This window comes from Citrobacter sp. Marseille-Q3906, assembly GCF_916618775.1.
Lineage (GTDB): Bacteria > Pseudomonadota > Gammaproteobacteria > Enterobacterales > Enterobacteriaceae > Citrobacter > Citrobacter murliniae.
This window is the reverse complement of the sequence record NZ_CAKAKA010000002.1, coordinates 2,389,613-2,412,435: the sequence shown is the minus strand read 5'-3', so window position 1 is coordinate 2,412,435 and position 22,823 is coordinate 2,389,613. Positions and strand designations below refer to the sequence as shown.

Annotated in this window: 18 protein-coding genes; 7 read left to right on the top strand and 11 right to left on the bottom strand. The window is 53.3% G+C overall.

Going from position 1 to position 22,823, the window contains the following annotated elements; translation table 11 throughout:
* Positions 1-146 precede the first annotated feature (146 nt).
* The 4 genes from LG384_RS15755 to yfaU are packed head-to-tail and all read left to right on the top strand — an operon-like array spanning position 147 to position 4,324.
* Positions 147-929: an IclR family transcriptional regulator gene (locus LG384_RS15755; protein ID WP_045445492.1), complete on the top strand. Its 783-nt coding sequence runs from the start codon at positions 147-149 to the stop codon at positions 927-929.
* Positions 930-943: 14 nt separating this feature from the next.
* A complete protein-coding gene (rhmD, locus tag LG384_RS15750) occupies positions 944-2,149 on the top strand; it encodes an L-rhamnonate dehydratase (RefSeq protein ID WP_200010180.1) in 1,206 nt (401 codons plus the stop codon).
* Between the two features lie 56 nt (positions 2,150-2,205).
* On the top strand, positions 2,206-3,495 hold the full coding sequence (locus tag LG384_RS15745; protein WP_045445490.1) for an MFS transporter: 1,290 nt from the start codon (positions 2,206-2,208) through the stop codon (positions 3,493-3,495).
* Positions 3,496-3,520: 25 nt separating this feature from the next.
* Complete coding sequence (yfaU, locus tag LG384_RS15740; protein ID WP_200010178.1) at positions 3,521-4,324, top strand: 2-keto-3-deoxy-L-rhamnonate aldolase; 804 nt, start codon at positions 3,521-3,523, stop codon at positions 4,322-4,324.
* Positions 4,325-4,372: 48 nt separating this feature from the next.
* On the opposite strand, the gene glpC is transcribed toward yfaU, so the two are convergent.
* The 3 genes from glpC to glpA are packed head-to-tail and all read right to left on the bottom strand — an operon-like array spanning position 4,373 to position 8,437.
* Positions 4,373-5,563: an anaerobic glycerol-3-phosphate dehydrogenase subunit GlpC gene (gene glpC, locus LG384_RS15735; RefSeq protein ID WP_003834686.1), complete on the bottom strand. Its 1,191-nt coding sequence runs from the start codon at positions 5,561-5,563 to the stop codon at positions 4,373-4,375.
* A complete protein-coding gene (gene glpB / locus LG384_RS15730) occupies positions 5,560-6,819 on the bottom strand; it encodes a glycerol-3-phosphate dehydrogenase subunit GlpB (protein WP_225761206.1) in 1,260 nt (419 codons plus the stop codon). Before glpB ends, glpC begins: the two co-directional genes overlap by 4 nt.
* Positions 6,809-8,437, bottom strand: coding sequence for an anaerobic glycerol-3-phosphate dehydrogenase subunit A (glpA, locus tag LG384_RS15725; protein ID WP_045445479.1), 1,629 nt, complete (start codon positions 8,435-8,437; stop codon positions 6,809-6,811). Before glpA ends, glpB begins: the two co-directional genes overlap by 11 nt.
* A gap of 270 nt (positions 8,438-8,707) precedes the next feature.
* Between glpA and glpT the strand changes: the two genes are divergently transcribed.
* Both glpT and glpQ read left to right on the top strand, forming a co-directional pair.
* Complete coding sequence (gene glpT, locus LG384_RS15720; RefSeq protein WP_045445476.1) at positions 8,708-10,066, top strand: glycerol-3-phosphate transporter; 1,359 nt, start codon at positions 8,708-8,710, stop codon at positions 10,064-10,066.
* 3 nt (positions 10,067-10,069) lie between these two features.
* Positions 10,070-11,140 carry a glycerophosphodiester phosphodiesterase gene (gene glpQ, locus LG384_RS15715; protein ID WP_225761205.1) on the top strand — a complete coding sequence of 357 codons (1,071 nt, stop codon included), beginning with the start codon at positions 10,070-10,072 and terminating at the stop codon, positions 11,138-11,140.
* Between the two features lie 37 nt (positions 11,141-11,177).
* Here the strand turns inward: glpQ and yfaE are convergent, their stop codons facing one another.
* The 4 genes from yfaE to ubiG all read right to left on the bottom strand — a co-directional run bounded on the left by yfaE (position 11,178) and on the right by ubiG (position 16,128).
* Positions 11,178-11,432, bottom strand: a complete 255-nt coding sequence (gene yfaE / locus LG384_RS15710) for a ferredoxin-like diferric-tyrosyl radical cofactor maintenance protein YfaE (protein ID WP_045445471.1) — start codon at positions 11,430-11,432, stop codon at positions 11,178-11,180.
* Entirely contained in the window at positions 11,432-12,562 is a 1,131-nt protein-coding gene (gene nrdB / locus LG384_RS15705) for a class Ia ribonucleoside-diphosphate reductase subunit beta (RefSeq protein ID WP_045445468.1), read from the bottom strand. The genes yfaE and nrdB overlap by 1 nt, the downstream gene beginning before the upstream one ends.
* Before the next feature lie 112 nt (positions 12,563-12,674).
* On the bottom strand, positions 12,675-14,960 hold the full coding sequence (gene nrdA / locus LG384_RS15700) for a class 1a ribonucleoside-diphosphate reductase subunit alpha (protein WP_225761204.1): 2,286 nt from the start codon (positions 14,958-14,960) through the stop codon (positions 12,675-12,677).
* 439 nt (positions 14,961-15,399) lie between these two features.
* Positions 15,400-16,128, bottom strand: coding sequence for a bifunctional 2-polyprenyl-6-hydroxyphenol methylase/3-demethylubiquinol 3-O-methyltransferase UbiG (ubiG, locus tag LG384_RS15695; protein WP_045445462.1), 729 nt, complete (start codon positions 16,126-16,128; stop codon positions 15,400-15,402).
* A gap of 158 nt (positions 16,129-16,286) precedes the next feature.
* On the opposite strand from ubiG, the gene gyrA reads away from it, so the two are divergent.
* Positions 16,287-18,923, top strand: a complete 2,637-nt coding sequence (gyrA, locus tag LG384_RS15690) for a DNA topoisomerase (ATP-hydrolyzing) subunit A (RefSeq protein ID WP_045445460.1) — start codon at positions 16,287-16,289, stop codon at positions 18,921-18,923.
* Between the two features lie 43 nt (positions 18,924-18,966).
* Here gyrA and LG384_RS15685 read toward each other — a convergent pair whose 3' ends face one another.
* Genes LG384_RS15685 through atoD form a run of 4 tightly spaced genes read right to left on the bottom strand, consistent with a single transcriptional unit; the run spans position 18,967 to position 22,813 of the window.
* Positions 18,967-20,151 (bottom strand): acetyl-CoA C-acetyltransferase, encoded by a 1,185-nt coding sequence (locus tag LG384_RS15685; protein WP_225761203.1) that lies wholly within the window; start codon positions 20,149-20,151, stop codon positions 18,967-18,969.
* A gap of 30 nt (positions 20,152-20,181) precedes the next feature.
* Positions 20,182-21,504 (bottom strand): TIGR00366 family protein, encoded by a 1,323-nt coding sequence (locus tag LG384_RS15680; protein WP_045445444.1) that lies wholly within the window; start codon positions 21,502-21,504, stop codon positions 20,182-20,184.
* Positions 21,501-22,151 carry a 3-oxoacid CoA-transferase subunit B gene (locus tag LG384_RS15675; RefSeq protein WP_045445441.1) on the bottom strand — a complete coding sequence of 217 codons (651 nt, stop codon included), beginning with the start codon at positions 22,149-22,151 and terminating at the stop codon, positions 21,501-21,503. The genes LG384_RS15680 and LG384_RS15675 overlap by 4 nt, the downstream gene beginning before the upstream one ends.
* A gap of 2 nt (positions 22,152-22,153) precedes the next feature.
* A complete protein-coding gene (gene atoD, locus LG384_RS15670) occupies positions 22,154-22,813 on the bottom strand; it encodes an acetate CoA-transferase subunit alpha (protein ID WP_048221006.1) in 660 nt (219 codons plus the stop codon).
* Positions 22,814-22,823: the final 10 nt, after the last annotated feature.

Sequence of the window (22,823 nt, the reverse complement as noted above, 5' to 3'; positions counted from 1 at the left end):
CCCTGTGGAAAAATCCGTGCTGTGGTTCACATTTTTATACGTAATCTTTCCAGCCTGCTGGAAGAAAGGCGGGATTTGATGTGCTTCACAATTTTAACCCTGTTGACCGAACACACTGATTCCAGTATCTCAGACCGGAGTCCAGTATGTTGGAATCAAGCAAAGTCCCCGCGCTTACCAGAGCGATAGAAATTCTCAATCTTATTGCGCGTATCGGCCCGTGCAGCGCCGCAACGATTGTGGATACGTTGGGTATTCCGAAAAGCACCGCTTATTTGTTGTTAAACGAACTGAAGCGTCAGCGCTTTCTCAGTATTGATCATCAGGAGAACTACTGCCTGTGGACCAAACTGGTTGAACTCTCGGGGCATGCGTTGAGCAAAATGGATCTGCGTGAGCTGGCGCGTCCGCGCTTGACACAGCTTATGGATGAAACCGATCTGCTTTGTCATCTGGGGCTCATCGACCACGAAAGCGCGTATTACATTCTGAAAGTGGAATCCTCGTCCACCATCAGCGTGCGTTCTCATGAGGGAAAAAGTCTTTCTCTGTATCGCTCTGGCATCGGCAAATGTTTGCTGGCCTGGCAGCCTGCTGCAGTACGCAAAACCATTATTGACCAGTTGGTATGGGAGAAGGCGACGCCGACCACAATTGCTGATCCTCAGCAACTGAATGATGAACTGGAGCGCATTCGCCAGCGTGGATGGAGTTTTGATAATGGCGAGGATTACCCGGATGTTCGCTGTGTTGCCGCTCCCGTTTTTAATGCCAGTAATACGCTGACTGCCGCGATTTCAGTGGTTGGCACTCGTTTACAAATCAACGAAGAGAATCGTGATTACCTGGCCGGGAAGGCAATTGCCTGCGCCAAAGATATTTCACGTCTGTTGGGCTGGAAAAGTCCCTTCGATTCACTCGCATCATAATAATGGAGAACATCATGACCCTACCAAAAATTAAACATGTTCGTGCCTGGTTTACCGGCGGTGCTACGGCGGAGAAAGGGGCGGGCGGTGGTGATTATCATGACCAGGGCGCTCATCACTGGATTGACGATCACATTGCTACGCCAATGAGCAAATACCGTGAGTATGAACAGTCGCGCCAGTCTTTCGGCATAAACGTGCTGGGGACGTTGATTGTCGAAGTGGAGGCAGAAAACGGTCAGACGGGGTTTGCAGTCTCGACGGCTGGAGAGATGGGCTGCTTTATTGTCGAAAAGCATCTTAATCGCTTTATCGAAGGCAAATGCGTCAGTGATATTAAACTCATTCACGATCAGATGCTTGGTGCCACAATGTATTATTCTGGCTCTGGCGGTCTGGTGATGAACACCATCTCTTGCGTGGATCTCGCGCTTTGGGATCTGTTTGGCAAGGTCGTGGGATTACCGGTCTACAAACTGCTGGGTGGCGCGGTTCGTGATGAAATTCAGTTCTATGCCACTGGGGCACGTCCAGATCTGGCAAAAGAGTTGGGCTTTATCGGTGGAAAAATGCCGACCCATTGGGGGCCGCACGATGGGGACGCGGGTGTTCGCAAAGATGCCGCGATGGTGGCCGATATGCGTGAGAAATGTGGCCCGGATTTCTGGCTGATGCTCGACTGCTGGATGAGCCAGGACGTGAACTATGCCACCAAACTGGCGCATGCCTGTGCGCCGCATAACCTGAAATGGATCGAAGAGTGTCTGCCGCCACAGCAATATGAAGGTTATCGTGAGCTGAAGCGCAATGCACCGGCAGGCATGATGGTGACCAGCGGTGAACACCACGGCACGCTGCAGTCCTTCCGTACGCTGTCTGAAACCGGCATTGATATCATGCAGCCTGATGTCGGCTGGTGTGGTGGATTAACCACGCTGGTGGAAATTGCCGCAATTGCCAAATCGCGTGGACAACTGGTGGTGCCGCACGGCTCATCGGTCTATTCGCACCATGCGGTTATCACTTTCACGAATACCCCGTTTAGTGAGTTCCTGATGACCAGCCCGGATTGTTCAACGATGCGTCCGCAGTTCGACCCTATCCTGCTGGATGAGCCAGTGCCGGTGAACGGACGGATCCATAAGTCGGTACTTGATAAGCCTGGCTTTGGCGTCGAGCTTAACCGTGACTGCAATCTGAAGCGCCCCTACAGCCACTAATGACCAGTGCGTTGCCTTATCCACGGCAACGCCCTCATTTCTTTGAGGATCTTGTGATGACAACCACTTTACTTGACGGTGTAGTGAAGAAAAACCGTGCGCGTTTGATTCCCTTTATGTTGGCGCTGTATGTGCTGGCATTTCTGGATCGCTCAAACATTGGTTTTGCCAAAGAGACGTATCAGATTGATACCGGGCTGAGTAATGAAGCCTATGCACTAGGGGCGGGAATTTTCTTTGTGGTATACGCGTTCCTGGGCGTACCAGCCAACCTGCTGATGCGTAAATTTGGCGCCAGAAGCTGGATTGGCACCACCACGCTGCTGTGGGGATTTCTCTCTGCGGCGATGGCGTGGGCGGATACCGAAGCAAAGTTCCTGATTATCCGTACCTTGTTGGGGGCGGCGGAAGCCGGTTTCTTCCCCGGCATGATCTACCTGACGTCGCAATGGTTTCCGCAGCGTAACCGCGCCAGCATTATGGGGCTGTTTTACATGGGGGCACCGCTGGCGTTAACTCTGGGATCGCCGCTTTCCGGCGCGCTGTTAGAAATGCACGGTTTTATGGGGCATCCGGGATGGTTCTGGATGTTCGTTATCGAAGGTTTGCTGGCAGTTGGTGCAGGCGTTTTCACCTTCTTCTGGCTGGACGACACACCACAGGAGGCGCGCTTTCTTAATGCGGAAGAGAAAGCCGTTCTCATCAGCCAACTGGCGAGCGAAGAAGAGAAAAAGGTCACCTCAAAACTGTCAGATGCTTTGCGCAATGGGCGTGTCTGGCAACTGGCAATTATTTATCTGACGATTCAGGTAGCGGTCTATGGATTGATCTTCTTCCTGCCCACCCAGGTTGCGGCACTATTGGGAACCAAAGTTGGCTTTACTGCGTCCGTGGTGACGGCCATTCCGTGGGTGGTTGCCCTGTTCGGTACCTGGCTCATCCCGCGCTACTCCGATCGTACCGGTGACCGGCGCAATGTGGCGGCCCTGACGTTGTTAGCCGCCGGGATCGGGATTGGCGTTTCCGGTCTGGTGTCTCCGGTGCTGGCTATTCTGGCCTTATGTGTGGCGGCCGCGGGCTTTATTGCCGTCCAGCCTGTGTTCTGGACAATGCCGACTCAATTGCTCTCTGGTACCGCGCTGGCTGCGGGTATTGGCTTTGTAAACCTGTTTGGCGCGGTGGGGGGATTTCTGGCTCCCATCTTGCGGGTTAAAGCTGAAACCGTTTTTGCCAGTGATGCAGCAGGGCTTCTGACCCTGGCATGTGTCGCAGTTATTGGTTCAGTCATTATCTTCACCCTGAAAGTCAGCCGTCCTGCTTCGCAAATGGGCGCGGTGCATCATTAATCTTATCTACGTTGTAAGGATCGTTATGAACGCATTGTTATCAAACCCTTTTAAAGAAGCGCTGCGCAAAGGGGAAGTCCAGATTGGTTTGTGGCTCAGTTCGACCACCTCCTATATGGCGGAAATTGCAGCAACATCGGGTTATGACTGGTTGCTCATTGATGGTGAGCATGCGCCGAACACGGTACAGGACCTCTATCACCAGCTTCAGGCTATTGCGCCCTATGCCAGTCAGCCAGTGATTCGTCCGATTGAAGGCAGCAAGGCGTTGATTAAGCAGGTACTGGATATCGGTGCGCAGACGCTGCTGATCCCGATGGTGGACAGCGCAGAACAGGCTCGTCAGGTGGTTTCCGCGACGCGTTATCCTCCGGTGGGAGAGCGTGGAGTTGGGGCCAGCGTGGCCCGTGCAGCGCGTTGGGGACGTATTGATAATTACATGGCGCAGGCTAATGAGTCGCTCTGTCTGTTGGTGCAGGTCGAAAGTAAAACGGCGCTGGATAATCTGGATGCGATCCTGGATGTGGAAGGTATCGATGGTGTTTTCATCGGTCCGGCAGATCTCTCTGCGTCTTTAGGTTATCCGGATAACGCCGGGCACCCTGAGGTACAGCGAATTATTGAAGAGAGCATCCGTCGCATTCGTGCAGCCGGAAAAGCAGCGGGATTTCTCGCTGTCGATCCGGCGATGGCGCAAAAATGTCTGCAGTGGGGGGCGAACTTTGTTGCCGTAGGGGTGGACACGATGCTCTATAGTGAAGCGCTGGATCGCAGGTTGGCGATGTTTAAATCTGACAAGGCTGTGCAAAAGCTCAAAAGCAGTTATTGATACTTGCTTGCCCGATGGTGGAATACCATCGGGCAGCAGCGAGCAGCGTTAACCCAATGCTTTGGCAAGCAGAGTGATCGGATGTTCACAGCGCTTACTTGTAGACATCTCAATCTGCCATTTACAGGTTTCGCAGTCGGTAACGACGATATCCGCACCGCTTTCTTCGATCTGGCGGAACAGGGGGGCGCCAATAGACTGTGATGTCGGATAGTTTTCTTTTTTGAAGCCGTAAGTTCCAGCGATCCCGCAGCACTGAGAATCCAGCACTGTCAGTTCAAGCCCCGGAATTTGTCGTAGCAGCTCCAGCGTGTAGAGCGTCCAGCCCATTTTCTCCATATGGCAGGGAGTGTGATAGACCACTTTCAGCGGCAGCGTTTTCAACGGCAGCGTTTTGCCTTCATCCAGTTTGCGCCACAGCCAACGGGTGGCCAGCTCAATATGTTCGCGCAGGCCTGAGTTGTCGACATCCAGCACTTCCGGGTATTCATCGCGCAGCGCAAAGGTACAGGTTGAAGAGGTGGCAATCACCGGAATGCCTTTCCCGTCAATGGCTTCTCTGAGTGAGGCCACATTACTTACCGCTTGTTTACGTGCTTTATCGGTAAAACCATTGGCGATCAGCGGAACACCGCAGCACTTCTCTTTACTCAGCAGTTGTACGCCGGTACCCATCGCGTTCAGCACTTTAATCAGATCTTTGCCGAGCTGGGGATGGTTGTAGTTCACAAAGCAGCCGTGGAAAAAGGCGACCTGATCCTGATACTGTGCCTGCTGGGCAGCAACGCTGCGATACCAGCGGCGGAATGTACCAAAGGAGTACTTCGGCAGCGTACGACGGTGATCGATTTTTAGTGCGTAATCAAGAAGCTGGCGTACCGGTTTCAACGACGTGGCGGTGTTGACTATCGGCGCAAACGGCGTGGAAACACTGCCCATCAAATCGGTATGGCTTAAGACAAAGTTACGGAGTGACGGGCGCGTCGTGTCGTATTTGGCGCGCGCACGCTGGATAATATCGCCAATTTTCACATCTGAGGGGCAGGCGACTTCGCAGCGTTTGCAGTTGATGCAATATTTCAGTGCATCGTCATATAACGCACCATCTTTCAGACGCAGACGTTCACCGTCCGGACCAGCCTGTTTGGGGCCAGGATAGCTCGGGTTTACACGACTGACCGGGCAGGCGGTGGTGCACACTGTGCATTTGATACAGCTTTCAAAACGTGTGTCGCTCATTGCAGGCCTCCTGCACGTTTCGCAATATGATGTGCGGCATGCAAGGCGCTAACTGCGCATACGCCGCCTCCACAACCCTGTGCGATAGGGTCAAATCCGCCAAGTACAGAACCGATGGCAAACATGTTCTCTACTGTTTTTCCCGCAAGAGCAGGGCGCAGTGCGTCATCCGTTGTCACGCCGAACTGTTGCCACGGTTGTGGATCGAATACATCACGCTGATACCACTCTGCTCGGGTCGCGGTTTGCTGGACATCCAGCCCCATAATCGGTTCGTGAATGGCCTCGCGAGTGGCGACCAGCCCGCTGCTAAAGAAACTGCCGCTGGCGAGTACAGCGAAGCGTGGACGCAATGGAATATCAGCATGGTTGCGGGTCCATATTTCGCTCACCAACCCGTCCTGGCAGGTGATTTTTTTCACTTCATCGCCAGGCATCCAGATCCCACCCTGGCGTACAAACTGGCGCTGCAACTGATTATGCAGACGCATGCCCAGGACTGAAGGCGGCAGGGTTGGCAGTAAATTAAGCGAACAGGGGAGACGATCGTTGAGCCATTGCCAGAGCCGGGAGTCAGCCAGTCCGAAGCAGGCTGGCATAATGATCATGTCGCAGGTTTTTGCTATCGGCAGCAGCGCGTCGTAAAGCAGCGGCCATTTGTCTTCGTTATCCAGCAGGCGTGCGATGTTAACGGCGCGAAACTCGGTTGGGTTGTCGCGCAGAACATCCAGTTCCGGCAGATCGATTTCAGCCGTTTCGACGCTGAGGTTGCGCTGCTGTAATGAGGCGGCAGCGAGATGTGCCTGAAAATCCAGCAGACCGCTAATGCCCACCACGCAGATGCGCTGAGCTGACAGTGGCCAGACCGGGACTTCCGGCGAGCTTAACCAGGTTGAACGTAGGGTCCCCAGCGGTGTTACACGCTGATGCGCCTGGTGAACGTCCCCCTGCAAACGTGCTCCGGATCCTTCCAGCAAAGTCTGTGCCTGTTGTGCCAGTTCCAGCACATTTTGTGTTCCGATAATGCTATAAGGATGCGCAGGAGCCTGAGTGCACAACGCGTTCAGCCCTGTCTCAATGTTAGTGACCGGTTGACCATCCGGCAGAGTGCTGAGCAAATCCAGTGAACCGGAGGAAAAATGCAGCGCGCTTTGGCCGCGAGTGACAATCGTGCAGCGTAAACCGTTTTTTTGCAGTTGCAGGCCGCACAGCAGTCCGGCGAGGCCGCCGCCGATAATGACGGTATCAAATTTCATCCTGGTGCTCCTTTTCCAGACCGCACAATCCCTGATAAACCCAGCGCGTGAATTCGCTTTCGCGCAACGCATCCCCCCAGGCGATAGGTTGCACGCCTTTCCAGCGCTCATTGAGGAACTCGGATAGCTGAGTGATGGATTGCGCCGCGGTGGTGACATTAAAACGTTGCAGCAAACCTGCGGCACGGCAGGCACACAGTTCACCCTGGCATGTCCCCATGCCGACGCGGGTGCGGCGACGTAAATCCAGCAGGCTGTTAACGGTTAAATTCTCGACGGCATATTGCACTTCTCCCGCCGTGACCGCTTCGCATTCACAGACCAGACTGCGGTGCTGACGACCTTCGCTAAGCCAGGCTGGAGTGCGATCGCCGTGACGGTATACCGCTGAGCCACGAAGTGGTGCTGGCAAAGAGATGACGCGTTTTAGCGTGTGCTCGGTAGATTCCTGCGACCCAGGCAGTGCGGTATCCGCCGTGGTACAAGGGCGGGAATTACCCAGTTTGCGACATACTGCGTCGGTCGCCCATTCCGCCATCAGGCGGTAGGTCATAAGCTTCCCGCCAGTGATAGTGATAAACCCATCCAGCCCGTCGCGTTCGGCGTGATCGAACAGCACAATGCCGCGGCTGACGTTGCGACCGCTAGGGTCATCATCACTGGCAACCAGAGGACGCACGCCGGAGTAAGCGCGTAAAATGCGCGTTTTCGCCATAATCGGTGCCAGCTTCTCGCCTTCACGCAACAGAATATCCACCTCTTCTGCGGTGACACGGTTGCTGTCGATATCGTCGTAATCAATGTGTTGTGAGGTCGTACCGATCAGCGAGATGGTATCGCCAGGCACCAGAATATCGGCGTCGGACGGCTTACGACAGCGGTTGATGACATGCTGGTTAATGCGATGATCCATGATCAGCAGCGAACCTTTCGCCGGGAACATGCGAATGCTCAGATCGGCATATTCCGCAATACGCTGACCCCAGATCCCGGCGGCATTCACCACTACCGGTGCATGCAGGGATTGCATCTCACCCGTAAGATGGTTACGTACGTTCACGCCGCAGACGGTCGCTCCTTCACGAATCAGTCCGGTCACTTCATGGGCCGTTAAGATAACGGCTCCGTGCTCGCGTGCGTCCAGCATATTGGCTGCGGTTAAACGGAAGGGATCCACGGTACCGTCCGGGACTTTTACTGCGCCAATCAGTTGCGGGTTTACCGCCGGTTCGATAATGCGCGCCTGCTGCGGGTCTATCGCTTCTGCGCGGATGCCCGCTTCTTCACAGGCGCGAATAAAGGTGGCCTGGAAGGAGAGTTCATCCTCCGGCAGCGTAATAAACAGACCGTCCGTCGGCTCGACGCAATGGCGGGCGATACGTTTCAGAATTTGGTTTTCGCTGATGCATTCGCGAGCAGATTCAGCGTCGGTGACGGCGTAGCGCGCACCGCTGTGCAGCAGACCATGGTTACGCCCCGTTGCGCCCGTAGCGATATCGTGGCGCTCTACTAAGATGACGCGCAAGCCGCGCAGGGCACAGTCGCGTGCGATCCCTGCACCTGTTGCTCCTCCACCAATGATAATCACGTCACTTGTTTGCGAGTCGCGAGTTTTCATTGTTTTTCCTCACAGTTCGTTTTTTATCATTTAGCCACATAAAAAACATGGATTGTTTGATTTCGCGCATAATCGCTCATAATTCGAAAATGAAACGTGATTCCGTGCGTCTTTATGAACATTTGTCATAAAACTGTAACAATATGTGCTGTAATTCACATTATTGCACCGAATGATTCCTTAACATCGCGGCCACACTGGGAGCGGTAGGGTTGTTACGACAAACTGCAGTGTTTCCTTCGAACGAAAGACGGCCACGGAGGCTACAATATGTTGAGCATTTTTAAACCGGCGCCACACAAAGCGCGTTTGCCTGCAGCGGAGATCGATCCGACCTATCGTCGATTGCGCTGGCAGATTTTCTTGGGGATCTTTTTTGGTTACGCCGCGTACTACCTGGTACGTAAGAACTTTGCCCTGGCGATGCCTTATCTGGTTGAGCAGGGTTTCTCTCGTGGCGATCTGGGCTTTGCGTTGTCTGGTATCTCCATCGCTTATGGTTTTTCGAAATTCATCATGGGGTCCGTTTCGGACCGCTCGAATCCGCGCGTTTTCCTGCCCGCTGGTTTGATTCTGGCTGCGGCAGTGATGTTGTTTATGGGCTTTGTACCGTGGGCGACATCGAGCATTGCCGTGATGTTTGTGCTGTTGTTCCTCTGCGGTTGGTTCCAGGGGATGGGCTGGCCGCCGTGTGGCCGTACCATGGTGCACTGGTGGTCACAGAAAGAGCGTGGTGGCATCGTTTCCGTCTGGAACTGCGCGCATAACGTTGGTGGTGGTCTGCCACCGCTGCTGTTCCTGCTGGGGATGGCCTGGTTTAACGACTGGAAAGCGGCGCTGTACATGCCGGCATTTGGCGCGATTGTTGTTGCCCTGTTTGCCTTTGCTCTGATGCGCGATACCCCGCAGTCCTGCGGTCTGCCGCCGATTGAAGAGTACAAGAACGACTATCCGGATGATTACAACGAAAAAGCAGAAGAAGAGCTGACTGCGAAGCAGATCTTCATGCAGTACGTTCTGCCGAACAAACTGTTGTGGTACATCGCCATCGCCAACGTGTTCGTCTATTTACTGCGTTACGGCATCCTTGACTGGTCGCCGACCTATCTGAAAGAAGTGAAGCATTTCGCGCTGGATAAATCTTCCTGGGCTTACTTCTTATATGAATACGCAGGTATCCCGGGCACCCTGTTATGCGGCTGGATGTCGGATAAAGTCTTCCGTGGTAACCGTGGCGCAACCGGCGTGTTCTTTATGACGCTGGTGACTATTGCGACGATCGTCTACTGGATGAACCCGGCAGGAAACCCGAACGTTGATATGGCTTGTATGATTATCATCGGCTTCCTGATCTACGGCCCGGTAATGTTGATCGGTCTGCATGCGCTGGAACTGGCACCGAAAAAAGCGGCGGGTACGGCGGCAGGCTTTACCGGACTGTTCGGTTACCTGGGCGGTTCTGTGGCGGCAAGCGCCATTGTCGGTTACACCGTTGACTTCTTCGGCTGGGATGGCGGCTTTATGGTGATGATTGGCGGCAGCGTGCTGGCGGTTATTCTGCTGGTGGTCGTCATGATTGGTGAAAAACGTCATCACAAAGAGATGGAACTGAAGCGTAACGGGGGCTAATAGATGAAAACGACATTGAAAAGTCTCAGCGTAGCGCTGATGTTGACCGGTATGGTGGCCAGCAGTGCGGCCATCGCTGCAGACAAGATTGTGATTGCACACCGTGGAGCAAGCGGCTATTTACCGGAGCATACGCTGCCCGCAAAAGCGATGGCCTATGCGCAGGGTGCGGATTATCTGGAGCAGGATTTGGTGATGACTAAGGACGACCATCTGGTCGTCCTGCATGACCACTATCTTGACCGTGTAACCGACGTTGCCGAACGCTTTCCGGATCGTGCCCGTAAAGATGGACGTTACTACGCTATCGACTTTACGTTGGATGAGATCAAATCGCTGAAATTTACTGAAGGCTTCGATATCGAAAACGGCAAAAAGGTGCAGACATATCCAGGGCGTTTCCCGATGGGTAAATCTGATTTCCGCGTGCACACTTTCGAAGAAGAGATTGAGTTCGTTCAGGGATTAAATCATTCCACCGGTAAGAACATCGGTATTTACCCGGAAATGAAAGCACCGTGGTTCCATCACCAGGAAGGGAAGGATATTGCGGCTAAGACGCTGGAGGTACTCAAAAAGTATGGGTATACCGGCAAGGAAGACAATGTCTATCTGCAGTGTTTTGACGTCGCAGAGCTAAAACGCATTAAAAATGAACTGGAACCGAAGATGGGGATGGATCTCAATCTGGTGCAGTTGATTGCGTACACTGACTGGAATGAAACCCAGGAGAAAAAACCAGACGGTAGTTGGGTTAATTACAACTACGACTGGATGTTTAAACCGGGTGCGATGAAGCAGGTGGCAGAGTATGCGGACGGCATTGGGCCGGATTACCACATGCTGGTTGATGAGAAATCTAAGCAAGGCAATATCTCATTAACCGCAATGGTTCAGGACGCTCATCAGAACAAGATGGTTGTGCATCCTTATACCGTTCGTGCCGATCAACTGCCGGATTACGCGACTGACGTGAATCAGCTGTATGACATTCTGTATAACAAGGCGGGTGTTGACGGGCTGTTTACTGATTTCCCGGATAAAGCGGTGAGCTTTTTGAAAGAGAAGCGCTAAATGTGCCGGGTGGCGGCTTCGCCGTCACCCGACAAAACTACATTTCTATCTCAATATCCCCTTTTGCCCGACAACAGCAGGGCAAGATCTCACCTGGCTGAATAAAGGCTAAAGGCTCTGCAATCCAGTCCACCTGTCCTGCTACCAGACGCGTACGGCAGGAACCACAATAGCCCTCACGACACTGATATTCGACCTCAACATTGTGCGATTCGAGCACAGCGAGCAGGGAAGGATGTTCATCCTGGCACAACAACTGTGTGCCAGAAATGCGCAGGGTAATGCGGCCCATCAGAGCTGGAAATCACTCAGATCGTCGGTGTTCACTTCGGAGTCGATTTGGCCGACCAGATATGAGCTCACTTCCACTTCCTGTGGCGCAACCTGAACGTTATCAGACACCAGCCAGGTGTTGATCCACGGGATCGGGTTAGAGCGTGTCTGGAACGGCAGATCAAGTCCCACCGCTTGCATACGAATATTGGTGATGTACTCGACGTACTGACACAGAATATCTTTGTTCAGACCGATCATCGAACCGTCGCGGAACAGATAGTCTGCCCACTCTTTTTCCTGCAGTGCAGCATGTACAAACAGGTCGTAGCACTCCTGTTTGCACTCTTCGGCAATCTCTGCCATTTCCGGGTCGTCCACGCCGCTGCGTAACAGATTCAGCATATGCTGCGTACCTGTCAGGTGCAGCGCTTCATCGCGGGCGATCAGGCGAATGATTTTGGCATTGCCTTCCATCAATTCACGTTCGGCAAAGGCGAAAGAGCAGGCGAAGCTGACGTAGAAACGGATCGCTTCGAGTGCGTTAACACTCATCAGGCACAGATATAGTTTTTTCTTCAGCTCACGCAGGTTCACGACAATCGTTTTGCCATTTACCGTGTGCGTACCTTCGCCCAGCAGATGCCAGTAGCTGGTCATCTCGATTAATTCGTCGTAGTAGCTGGAAATCCCTTCCGCACGTTTCTGGATCTGTTCGTTGGTGACAATATCGTCAAACACTATCGCCGGATCGTTAACGATGTTACGGATGATATGGGTGTAGGAGCGTGAGTGGATTGTTTCAGAAAACGCCCACGTTTCAACCCAGGTTTCCAGCTCAGGGATAGAGATCAGCGGCAACAGCGCCACGTTTGGGCTACGTCCCTGAATGGAGTCCAGCAGCGTCTGATACTTCAGGTTGCTGATAAAAATGTGTTTTTCATGTTCTGGCAGTGCCTGGTAGTCGATGCGATCGCGAGAGACATCGACCTCTTCTGGGCGCCAGAAGAAAGAGAGTTGCTTTTCGATCAATTTTTCGAAGATGTCATATTTTTGCTGATCGTAGCGTGCAACGTTCACCGGCTGGCCGAAGAACATCGGTTCCAGTAGCTGGTCATTTTTCGTCTGTGAAAATGTGGTGTATGCCATTGATGTGAATCCTTTGTGGTATGAGCGCCGGATGGCGGTGCAGGCACCGCGTCCGGCCTACAAACCGTGCAATCGTAGGCCGGGTAAGCGTAGCGCCACCCGGCATCATTCATCAGATCTTACATGCGCCGCTTTCGCAGCCATCGTCCTGAATGGACGGCACCAGATCATCCTGCGCATCTTCTGCACCGTCACGGGTGTTCTGATAGTACAGCGTTTTCACACCAAATTTGTAGGCGGTGAGCAGATCTTTCAGTAACTGCTGCATCGGCACTTTTCCGGACGGGAAGCGTGACGGATCGTAGTTAGTATTCGCTGAAATAGACTGGTCAATAAACTTCTGCATAATGCCGACCAGTTGCAGGTAGCCGTCGTTGTTCGGCATTTCCCACAGCAATTCATAGGCATTTTTCAGGTGCTCATAGTCCGGCACAACCTGGCGCAGGATCCCATCCTTAGAGGCTTTAATACTCACGTGGCCGCGTGGGGGTTCAATGCCGTTGGTGGCGTTGGAGATCTGCGAAGAGGTTTCGGACGGCATCAGGGCAGACAACGTGGAGTTACGCAGGCCGTGAGTCTTGATCGATTCACGAAGTTGTTCCCAGTCGTAATGCAGTGCTTCGCTGACGATCGCATCCAGATCTTTTTTGTAGGTATCGATCGGCAGAATACCTTTGGCATAGGTGGTTTCATTAAACCACGGGCACGCGCCTTGCTCTTTTGCCAGTTCGTTAGAGGCTTTCAGCAGATAATACTGAATGGCTTCAAAGGTTTTGTGAGTCAGGTTATTTGCGCTGCCGTCAGAGTAACGCTTGCCATTTTTTGCCAGCCAGTAGGCATAGTTGATCACGCCAATACCCAGCGTACGACGGCCCATTGCGCCACGTTTTGCCGCCGGAATTGGATAATCCTGGTAATCCAGAAGTGCATCCAGTGCGCGAACAGCCAGTACAGCCAGCTCTTCCAGTTCATCCAGACTCTCAATTGCGCCGAGGTTAAATGCTGACAGCGTACACAGCGCAATCTCACCGTTTTCGTCGTTAACGTCGGTCAGCGGTTTGGTTGGCAGGGCGATTTCCAGGCACAGGTTGGACTGGCGCACCGGTGCGATGGCCGGGTCAAACGGGCTGTGGGTGTTGCAATGGTCAACGTTCTGAATGTAGATACGGCCAGTAGAAGCGCGTTCCTGCATCATCAGTGAGAACAGTTCGACCGCTTTTACGCGTTGTTTACGGATGCTGTCATCGTTTTCATATTGGGTGTACAGACGCTCGAACTCATCCTGATCGGCGAAGAACGCATCGTACAGACCCGGGACATCGGATGGGCTAAACAGGGTGATGTCGCTGCCTTTCAGCAGACGGGTGTACATCAGCTTGTTGATTTGCACACCGTAGTCCATGTGACGAACGCGGTTACCTTCAACGCCACGGTTATTTTTCAGCACCAGCAGACTTTCAACTTCCAGATGCCACATTGGATAGAACAGCGTAGCAGCACCGCCGCGTACGCCACCCTGAGAGCAGGATTTGACTGCGGTCTGGAAGTGCTTGTAGAACGGGATACAGCCGGTGTGGAACGCTTCACCGCCGCGGATCGGGCTACCCAGCGCACGAATGCGGCCGGCGTTGATACCGATCCCTGCACGCTGGGAAACGTATTTCACAATCGCGCTGGAAGTGGCGTTGATAGAGTCCAGGCTGTCACCACACTCGATCAGTACGCAGGAGCTGAACTGACGGGTCGGAGTACGCACACCAGACATGATTGGCGTCGGCAGCGAAATTTTGAACGTAGAAACGGCATCGTAGAAACGTTTAACGTATTCCAGGCGGGTTTCACGTGGATAGTTAGAGAACAGGCAGGCTGCTACCAGAATGTAGAGGAACTGCGCACTTTCATAAATCTCACCGGTAACACGGTTTTGCACCAGATATTTGCCTTCTAGCTGCTTAACAGCAGCATAGGAGAAGGTCATATCGCGGTCGTGTACGATGAACGAGTCCATCTGCTTGAACTCTTCTTCCGTGTAGTCTTCCAGCAGATGATTGTCGTATTTGCCCATTTCAACCATTTTCACTACATGGTCGAACAGTTTTGGCGGTTCAAATTCACCATAGGCTTTTTTACGCAGGTGGAAAATTGCCAGGCGGGCAGCCAGATACTGATAATCCGGCGCATCGCGGGAGATCAGGTCTGCGGCAGCTTTGATGATAGTTTCATGGATATCGGAGGTTTTGATACCGTCATAAAACTGAATGTGGGAGCGCAGCTCGACCTGAGAAATCGATACGTTATTCAGTCCTTCTGCCGCCCAATCCAGAACTCGGTGGATTTTGTCGAGATTGATGCGCTCTGTACTACCATCACGCTTTGTCACCAGCAGACTCTGATTCATGTGGTTTTTTACCTGTCCGTGAAAGAAAAAATATCCCCCATATTATCCACAGAGCCATGTTGTGACTAAGTCTGTGGATAAATACTATATATAGGGGTTGTTTGATAAAATAGACGCTATATGGTGAGTATTCTAGTAGGGATTCTTTTCAGCACAAGAGTTGATTTTGAGGTTAAATTGAGGTTGCAAAAGGGTGAGAATCGCTAAGTGCGCGTCTTATAAGGCCTGGCGAGGATGTCAATAATTGAGAAAAAAAATAGAAAATTTGATCGAGTGCTGATTTCTTCGTCGAAGGTGCAGAAGGTTCTTATGATTTGGCGCAAAAATTGCGTTAGCGATGCTACTAATGATTGGTAGGTATGGCAGTAAAGCGTGGTCAAACAAACTAAATGCCGGATGGCGGGGAGAACCCTTTATCCGGCCTTTGTAATGGAGCGTGTTACTCGGCTTGTGCGGTGGTATGTACCATATAGTTAACGTCGACGCCTGGGCCCAGTTTGAAGGTGTTAGTGATCGGGTTGTAATGCAGACCCGTCATATGACGTTCCTTCAGTACAGTCTGGTCAACCCAATCTAACAACTCAGCAGGCTTAATAAATTTTTTCACGTCATGTGTGCCTTTTGGCACCATACGCAGAATATATTCCGCCCCGACCACCGCCATCAGCCAGGATTTGCCATTGCGGTTAAGCGTGGAGAAAAAGACTTCGCCACCCGGTTTTACCAGCCTGGCGCAGGATCTGACCACTGACTGCGGATCCGGAACGTGTTCCAGCATTTCCATGCAGGTTACAACGTCATATTGATGCGCATGTTTTGCGGCGTGCTCTTCTACGGTTTCTTGCACATATTCAACCTGAATACCGCTTTCCAGCGCGTGAAGTCTGGCTACCTGTAACGGTTCAAAGCCCATATCCAGACCGGTGACCGTAGCACCTTCGCGCGCCATACTCTCCGCCAGAATGCCGCCGCCGCAACCGACGTCGAGAACTTTTTTACCAAACAGTCCACCTGAGCGCTCGGTAATGTAGCCCAGGCGCAGTGGGTTAATGCGGTGCAGAGGCTTAAATTCGCCCTCAAGATCCCACCAGCGCGACGCGACTGCTTCAAATTTGGCAATTTCTTCATGGTCAACGTTGTGAGTTACCGGGGGTTTTTCGGCATTCATTGGGGCTTCTACTCCTGAATTAGCAATACAAACGAGTATATCAGCCTGACGGGATGAATAAAGCCTCTCTCTGGGGGAATCCATTTACCTGAATCTGCACGGGTGTGTTATAATTTGCGACCTTTGAATCCGGGATACAGTAGAGGGATAGCGGTTAGATGAGCGACCTTGCGAGAGAAATTACACCGGTCAACATTGAGGAAGAGCTGAAGAGCTCGTATCTGGATTATGCGATGTCGGTCATTGTTGGCCGTGCGCTGCCGGACGTCCGAGATGGCCTGAAGCCGGTACACCGTCGCGTACTTTACGCCATGAACGTATTGGGCAACGACTGGAATAAAGCCTATAAAAAATCTGCCCGTGTCGTTGGTGACGTAATCGGTAAATACCACCCTCATGGTGATACCGCCGTTTACGACACCATTGTTCGTATGGCGCAGCCATTCTCCTTGCGTTATATGCTGGTGGATGGTCAGGGTAACTTTGGTTCTGTCGATGGCGACTCCGCAGCAGCGATGCGTTATACGGAAATCCGTATGTCGAAAATCGCCCACGAGCTGATGGCTGACCTGGAAAAAGAAACGGTTGATTTCGTCGATAACTACGACGGTACCGAACGTATTCCTGACGTGATGCCGACCAAAATTCCTAACCTGCTGGTGAACGGCTCGTCCGGTATCGCGGTAGGTATGGCGACCAACATTCCGCCGCACAACCTGACGGAAGTGATCAACGGCTGTCTGGCATACATTGACGATGAAGACATCAGCATTGAAGGGCTGATGGAACACATTCCTGGCCCGGACTTCCCGACCGCCGCGATCATCAACGGTCGTCGTGGTATCGAAGAAGCCTACCGTACCGGTCGCGGCAAAGTGTACATTCGTGCGCGTGCGGAAGTCGAAGCTGACGCGAAAACCGGTCGTGAAACCATCATCGTGCATGAAATTCCGTATCAGGTGAACAAAGCACGCCTGATCGAGAAAATCGCTGAGCTGGTGAAAGACAAACGCGTTGAAGGCATCAGCGCGCTGCGTGACGAGTCTGACAAAGACGGTATGCGCATCGTGATTGAAGTAAAACGCGACGCGGTCGGGGAAGTGGTTCTGAACAACCTCTACTCTCAGACCCAACTGCAGGTTTCCTTCGGTATCAACATGGTTGCACTGCACCATGGCCAGCCGAAGATCATGAACCTGAAAGACATTATCGCAGCCTTCGTGCGTCACCGTCGTGAAGTGGTTACACGCCGTACTATTTTTGAACTGCGTAAAGCTCGCGATCGTGCACACATCCTTGAAGCGCTGGCGATTGCGCTGGCAAACATCGACCCGATCATCGAACTGATCCGCCGTGCGCCAACCCCGGCTGAAGCGAAAGCTGCGCTGGTTGCCCGTTCCTGGGAACTGGGTAACGTATCCGCCATGCTGGAACGTGCTGGTGACGACGCCGCGCGTCCTGAATGGCTGGAACCTGAGTTCGGCGTGCGTGACGGTCAGTACTATCTGACAGAACAGCAGGCCCAGGCGATTCTGGATCTGCGTTTGCAGAAACTGACTGGCCTTGAGCATGAGAAACTGCTCGACGAATACAAAGAGCTGCTGGAGCAGATCGCTGAACTGCTGCACATTCTGGGCAGCGCCGATCGTCTGATGGAAGTTATCCGTGAAGAGATGGAGCTGATCCGTGAACAGTTCGGCGACGAGCGTCGTACTGAAATCACTGCCAACAGCGCTGACATCAATATCGAAGATCTGATTAGCCAGGAAGATGTTGTCGTGACCTTGTCTCATCAGGGCTACGTTAAATATCAGCCGTTAACTGACTACGAAGCACAGCGTCGTGGCGGGAAAGGTAAGTCAGCAGCACGTATTAAAGAAGAAGACTTTATCGACCGCCTGCTGGTGGCCAACACCCATGACACGATCCTCTGCTTCTCCAGCCGTGGCCGTCTGTACTGGATGAAGGTGTACCAGCTGCCGGAAGCGAGCCGTGGCGCGCGTGGACGTCCAATCGTCAACCTGCTGCCGCTGGAAGCTAACGAACGTATTACCGCTATTCTGCCAGTACGCGAGTACGAAGAGGGCGTGAACGTCTTTATGGCAACCGCCAGCGGCACCGTGAAGAAAACGGCGCTGACCGAGTTCAGCCGTCCGCGTTCTGCCGGTATCATTGCGGTTAACCTTAACGAAGGCGACGAGCTGATTGGCGTGGATCTGACAGCAGGTAACGATGAAGTTATGCTGTTCTCTGCCGCCGGTAAAGTGGTGCGCTTTAAAGAAGACGCCGTCCGTGCGATGGGTCGTACTGCGACCGGCGTACGCGGTATCAAACTGGCAGGAGAAGACAAAGTCGTTTCTCTGATTGTTCCGCGCGGTGAAGGTGCCATCCTGACCGTAACGCAGAACGGCTACGGTAAACGTACCGCAGCAGAAGAGTATCCGACCAAGTCTCGTGCGACGCAGGGCGTTATCTCAATTAAAGTCACCGAGCGAAACGGTTCTGTTGTTGGCGCGGTGCAGGTTGAAGATAGCGACCAGATCATGATGATTACCGATGCCGGTACGCTGGTGCGTACTCGCGTGTCGGAAATCAGCGTGGTAGGGCGTAACACCCAGGGCGTTATCCTCATCCGTACTGCGGAAGATGAAAATGTCGTGGGTCTGCAACGTGTTGCTGAACCGGTTGATGATGAAGAGCTTGATTCTATCGACGGTAGCGCCGCAGAAGGGGACGATGATATCGCGCCTGAAGCGGAAAGCGATGACGATGCTGCGGATGACGCAGAAGAGTAATTAAGCTGTTATGAGAAGGGCCGGAGAAATCCGGCCCTTTTTTTTAGTTCATCCTTTCCACGATCATGGCAATTCCCTGACCGCCGCCGATACACAGCGTTGCCAGTCCGAGCGTTTTATCCCGCGCCTGTAGGGCATGAAGCAGCGTGACCAGAATACGTGCTCCGCTGGCACCGATAGGATGACCAAGCGCGATAGCCCCGCCGTTGACGTTAACTTTTTGCGTATCAAAGCCCAGCGTTTTACCCACCGCCAGGAACTGCGCGGCAAACGCCTCGTTGGCTTCGATAAGATCGATATCGGACAGTTGCAGCCCGCTCAGTTGCAGCGCTTTTTGCGTCGCCGGTACTGGCCCCATTCCCATCATTGCTGGTGCGACGCCGCCGCTGGCGTACGCTTTAATACGTGCCAAAGGTTTCAGTCCCGCAGCCAGCGCCGCAGATTCCTCCATTATTACCAGGGCTGCAGCACCATCGTTGATCCCCGAAGCATTACCTGCAGTGACGGTGCCTGCTTTGTCGAAAGCCGGACGCAGCGCGGCAAGACCTTCAGCCGTAGAGTCAGCTTTTGGAAATTCATCACGCTCAAAGACAATGGTTTTTTTTCGGGATGTCACGCTGACGGGCACTATTTCCGCCTGAAACGCGCCGGAATTTATCGCAGCCACTGCTTTATGCTGCGAAATCAGCGCCAGTTCATCCTGCATCTCCCGGCTGATATCGTATTCACGGGCAACATTTTCAGCCGTGATCCCCATATGGTAACCGTGGGTGGCGCAAATCAGACCGTCACGCAGGATGACATCGGATAGCTGTCCATCCCCGAGGCGATACCCCCAGCGGGCTTTGGCGTCTAACAGGTAGGGGGCCTGGCTCATGTTTTCCATACCTCCGGCGACAATTGCCTGTGCCTGCCCGGCCTGAATTGCCTGCGCGGCAAGTGCGACGCTTTTGAGACCTGAGCCGCACACTTTGTTGACGGTAAAACCGCAAACGGTGTCGGAGAGACCACTTCTTAACAATGCCTGGCGTGCCGGGTTTTGTCCGAGACCTGCCTGCAACACGTTACCCATGATGACCTCATCAACCTGCTGCGGGTCAAGGTGGGCGCGCTCAAGTGCGGATTTAATTACGGTAGTCCCAAGTTCGATGGCGCTGGTGGTCGCCAGGGCGCCGTTGAAGCTGCCAATAGCGGTACGTGCCGCGCTGACGATGACACAATTTTTCATCTTCTGTTCCTTTAAAGTGAGTGGTTGCCGTCAGAACAAGGTCAGACCGATAACAAAAATGACCCCGGAAAAGAGCAGGGCGGTGATGCAGTACCCCATGATGTCGCGCACACCCAGCCCGGCGATAGCCAGTGCAGGCAGCGCCCAGAACGGTTGCGCCATGTTCATCCACTGCTCGCCATAGGCGATAGCCATGACTGACTTGCCGAGGTCAGCGCCAAGTGCCTGCGCAGCTGGCATAACGAATGGCCCCTGAATAACCCAGTGTCCGCCGCCTGATGGCACGGCAAAGTTAATTAGCGCAGAGCTAAAAAAGGTCATCAGCGGGAAAGTGTCTTTATTGGCGACGTTGATGAAGAACTCGGTAATCAGTCCGCCGAGACCTGAGTGCTCCATCATCAACTGAATACCGGCGTAGAAGGGGAATTGCACCAGGATCCCGGCGGTACTGCGTGCTGCGGCGCTGACGGCGCGCATATAGGCCATTGGCGTTTTGTGCAGCAGCAGACCAGCAATCATAAACATCAGATTGACGGTGTTAATGGTGATGTTGAAGCCTTTCTCGGCGAAATAGATGGCCAGATAAGCAATTCCTAACGCACCGATGATCAGGGCCAGAATACGGCTCTCTTCCAGTTTTTCTGACGGCGGGGCATCCGCGGGTAATTTCTTCTGAAAATCCGCCTCTTCAAGCAGTAACTTAGGGTCGATACTGACGACATCAGACGGCTTCGGCGTCATCATGCGCGTGATGAACGGCATCACTACAATCAGCGCCAGCGTGATGAAGATATTAAAACCGGTAAACAGGGTATCGCCGACGGGGATCAACCCCGCGACATGCTCAACCGGGTTGCCCGGCGTTGCTGCCAGCAACGGCATTGAGCCGGAGAAACCGCCACCCCAGGTGAGAAAACCGATGTAGGCGCAGGCAATCAGCAGCGGATAATCGGAACCAGGGACCCGTCGGGCGACTTCACGGGCAAACATCGCCCCAACAACCAGACCGAAACCCCAGTTGATCACACAGGCAACCGAACCAAAAAAAGTCACCAGCATCACACCCTGAGCGGGGGTTTTTGCTGCTGAGGCCGCCGTGCGCAGCAGGCTTTTAACCGGCCCTGAACTCGCTAACGCATGACCGGTTACGATGATCAGCGCCATCTGCATACCAAACGCCAGCAGGTTCCAGAACCCATCCCCCCAGAATTTCACCATGCTTATCGGGGTTTGCGGCGTCAGCCATAGCGCGATCCCAAAGGTCAGCAGCGTGAGCAACATTGCAAAAATCAGTGGGTCAGGAAGCCAGCGGCTGACCACGCGCGTCATAAAGCGAGATATACGGCCAATCATTCGTCACCTCGCTGGATGACCAGATCGCTGACGACGTCGAACTGCGCTTCAGTTTTCTCACGCAGAGTAGCGATATCGCAGCCTTCGACAATTTCCGTGAGCCACATTTTGCCATCAAGGAAACGGAAGACAGCAAGCTCGGTCACCAGCATGTGCACTGCATGCTGAGCCGTGAGCGGCATCGTGCAGTGACGGAGGATTTTCGCCGAGCCATCTTTCGCACAATGTTCCATGGCGATAATCACTTTACGAGCACCCGTCACCAGATCCATCGCGCCGCCCATGCCTGGTACCATTTTGCCGGGGACGACCCAGTTGGCGAGGTTAGCCTGTTCATCGACCTGTAACCCACCGAGTACACAGGCATCGACGTGGCCACCGCGAATAAGCGCAAATGACATGGCGCTGTCAAACATGGCAGCACCCGGCAAAATTCCACACGGCTGCCCACCCGCGTTAACCAGATCAGGATGCGCGGTCGTTACCGGACCAAGTCCCAGAAAACCGTTTTCAGACTGTAGCGTGATATGAATATCATCTGGCAGGTAGTTGGCGACCATCGTCGGCAGGCCAATGCCTAAATTTACAACATCGCCATCGCGAAGCTCTTGCGCCACGCGGCGCGCAATACGTTGTTTAGCATCCATGATTAGCTCTCCTGTGGAATAACGATATGGTCGATAACGGCGCCAGGGGTGACTATCTGGTCAGGAAGAAGCTCACCTGTTTCGACCATTTCATCTGGCTCAACCAGCGTGATGTCGGCGGCGAGGGCAATCAGTGGGTTGAAATTGCGGGCGCTAAGTTGGTAGGTAAGATTGCCCAGCATGTCTGAGCGGTGAGCGCGAATAAGCGCCAGGTCTGCACGTAACGGGCGTTCGAGCAGCCAGGTTCTGCCATCAAGCGTCATGGTTTGCTTGCCGTCTTCAACTACGGTACCAACGCCGGTTGGCGTCAGAAAACCGCCGAGACCCGCGCCGCCGCAACGGATTTGCTCAATGAGAGTGCCCTGCGGAACCAGTTGGACGTCCATCTCGCCTGCAATCATGCGGCGTCCGGTTTCAGGATTGGTGCCAATGTGTGAAGCAATCACTTTGCTTACCCGACCATTGACGATCAATGGTCCGATCCCGGTATCGACAAATGCGGTATCGTTGGCAATTAGCGTCAGATCCCTGACGCCAGATTCAAGTAAGGCTTCGACAAGGCGAGGCGGTGTGCCAACACCCATAAAGCCACCGACCATGATGGTCATGCCGTCACGAAAGAAGCCTGCGGCGTCTTGTAAGGTAATCAGTTTTGTTTTCATTATGTTTCCC

Coding starts and splice junctions, on each gene's coding strand:
- LG384_RS15755 (WP_045445492.1), top strand. CDS start 147: ATGTTGGAATCAAGCAAAGTCCCCGCGCTTACCAGAGCGATAGAAATT.
- rhmD (WP_200010180.1), top strand. CDS start 944: ATGACCCTACCAAAAATTAAACATGTTCGTGCCTGGTTTACCGGCGGT.
- LG384_RS15745 (WP_045445490.1), top strand. CDS start 2,206: ATGACAACCACTTTACTTGACGGTGTAGTGAAGAAAAACCGTGCGCGT.
- yfaU (WP_200010178.1), top strand. CDS start 3,521: ATGAACGCATTGTTATCAAACCCTTTTAAAGAAGCGCTGCGCAAAGGG.
- glpC (WP_003834686.1), bottom strand. CDS start 5,563: ATGAGCGACACACGTTTTGAAAGCTGTATCAAATGCACAGTGTGCACC.
- glpB (WP_225761206.1), bottom strand. CDS start 6,819: ATGAAATTTGATACCGTCATTATCGGCGGCGGCCTCGCCGGACTGCTG.
- glpA (WP_045445479.1), bottom strand. CDS start 8,437: ATGAAAACTCGCGACTCGCAAACAAGTGACGTGATTATCATTGGTGGA.
- glpT (WP_045445476.1), top strand. CDS start 8,708: ATGTTGAGCATTTTTAAACCGGCGCCACACAAAGCGCGTTTGCCTGCA.
- glpQ (WP_225761205.1), top strand. CDS start 10,070: ATGAAAACGACATTGAAAAGTCTCAGCGTAGCGCTGATGTTGACCGGT.
- yfaE (WP_045445471.1), bottom strand. CDS start 11,432: ATGGGCCGCATTACCCTGCGCATTTCTGGCACACAGTTGTTGTGCCAG.
- nrdB (WP_045445468.1), bottom strand. CDS start 12,562: ATGGCATACACCACATTTTCACAGACGAAAAATGACCAGCTACTGGAA.
- nrdA (WP_225761204.1), bottom strand. CDS start 14,960: ATGAATCAGAGTCTGCTGGTGACAAAGCGTGATGGTAGTACAGAGCGC.
- ubiG (WP_045445462.1), bottom strand. CDS start 16,128: ATGAATGCCGAAAAACCCCCGGTAACTCACAACGTTGACCATGAAGAA.
- gyrA (WP_045445460.1), top strand. CDS start 16,287: ATGAGCGACCTTGCGAGAGAAATTACACCGGTCAACATTGAGGAAGAG.
- LG384_RS15685 (WP_225761203.1), bottom strand. CDS start 20,151: ATGAAAAATTGTGTCATCGTCAGCGCGGCACGTACCGCTATTGGCAGC.
- LG384_RS15680 (WP_045445444.1), bottom strand. CDS start 21,504: ATGATTGGCCGTATATCTCGCTTTATGACGCGCGTGGTCAGCCGCTGG.
- LG384_RS15675 (WP_045445441.1), bottom strand. CDS start 22,151: ATGGATGCTAAACAACGTATTGCGCGCCGCGTGGCGCAAGAGCTTCGC.
- atoD (WP_048221006.1), bottom strand. CDS start 22,813: ATGAAAACAAAACTGATTACCTTACAAGACGCCGCAGGCTTCTTTCGT.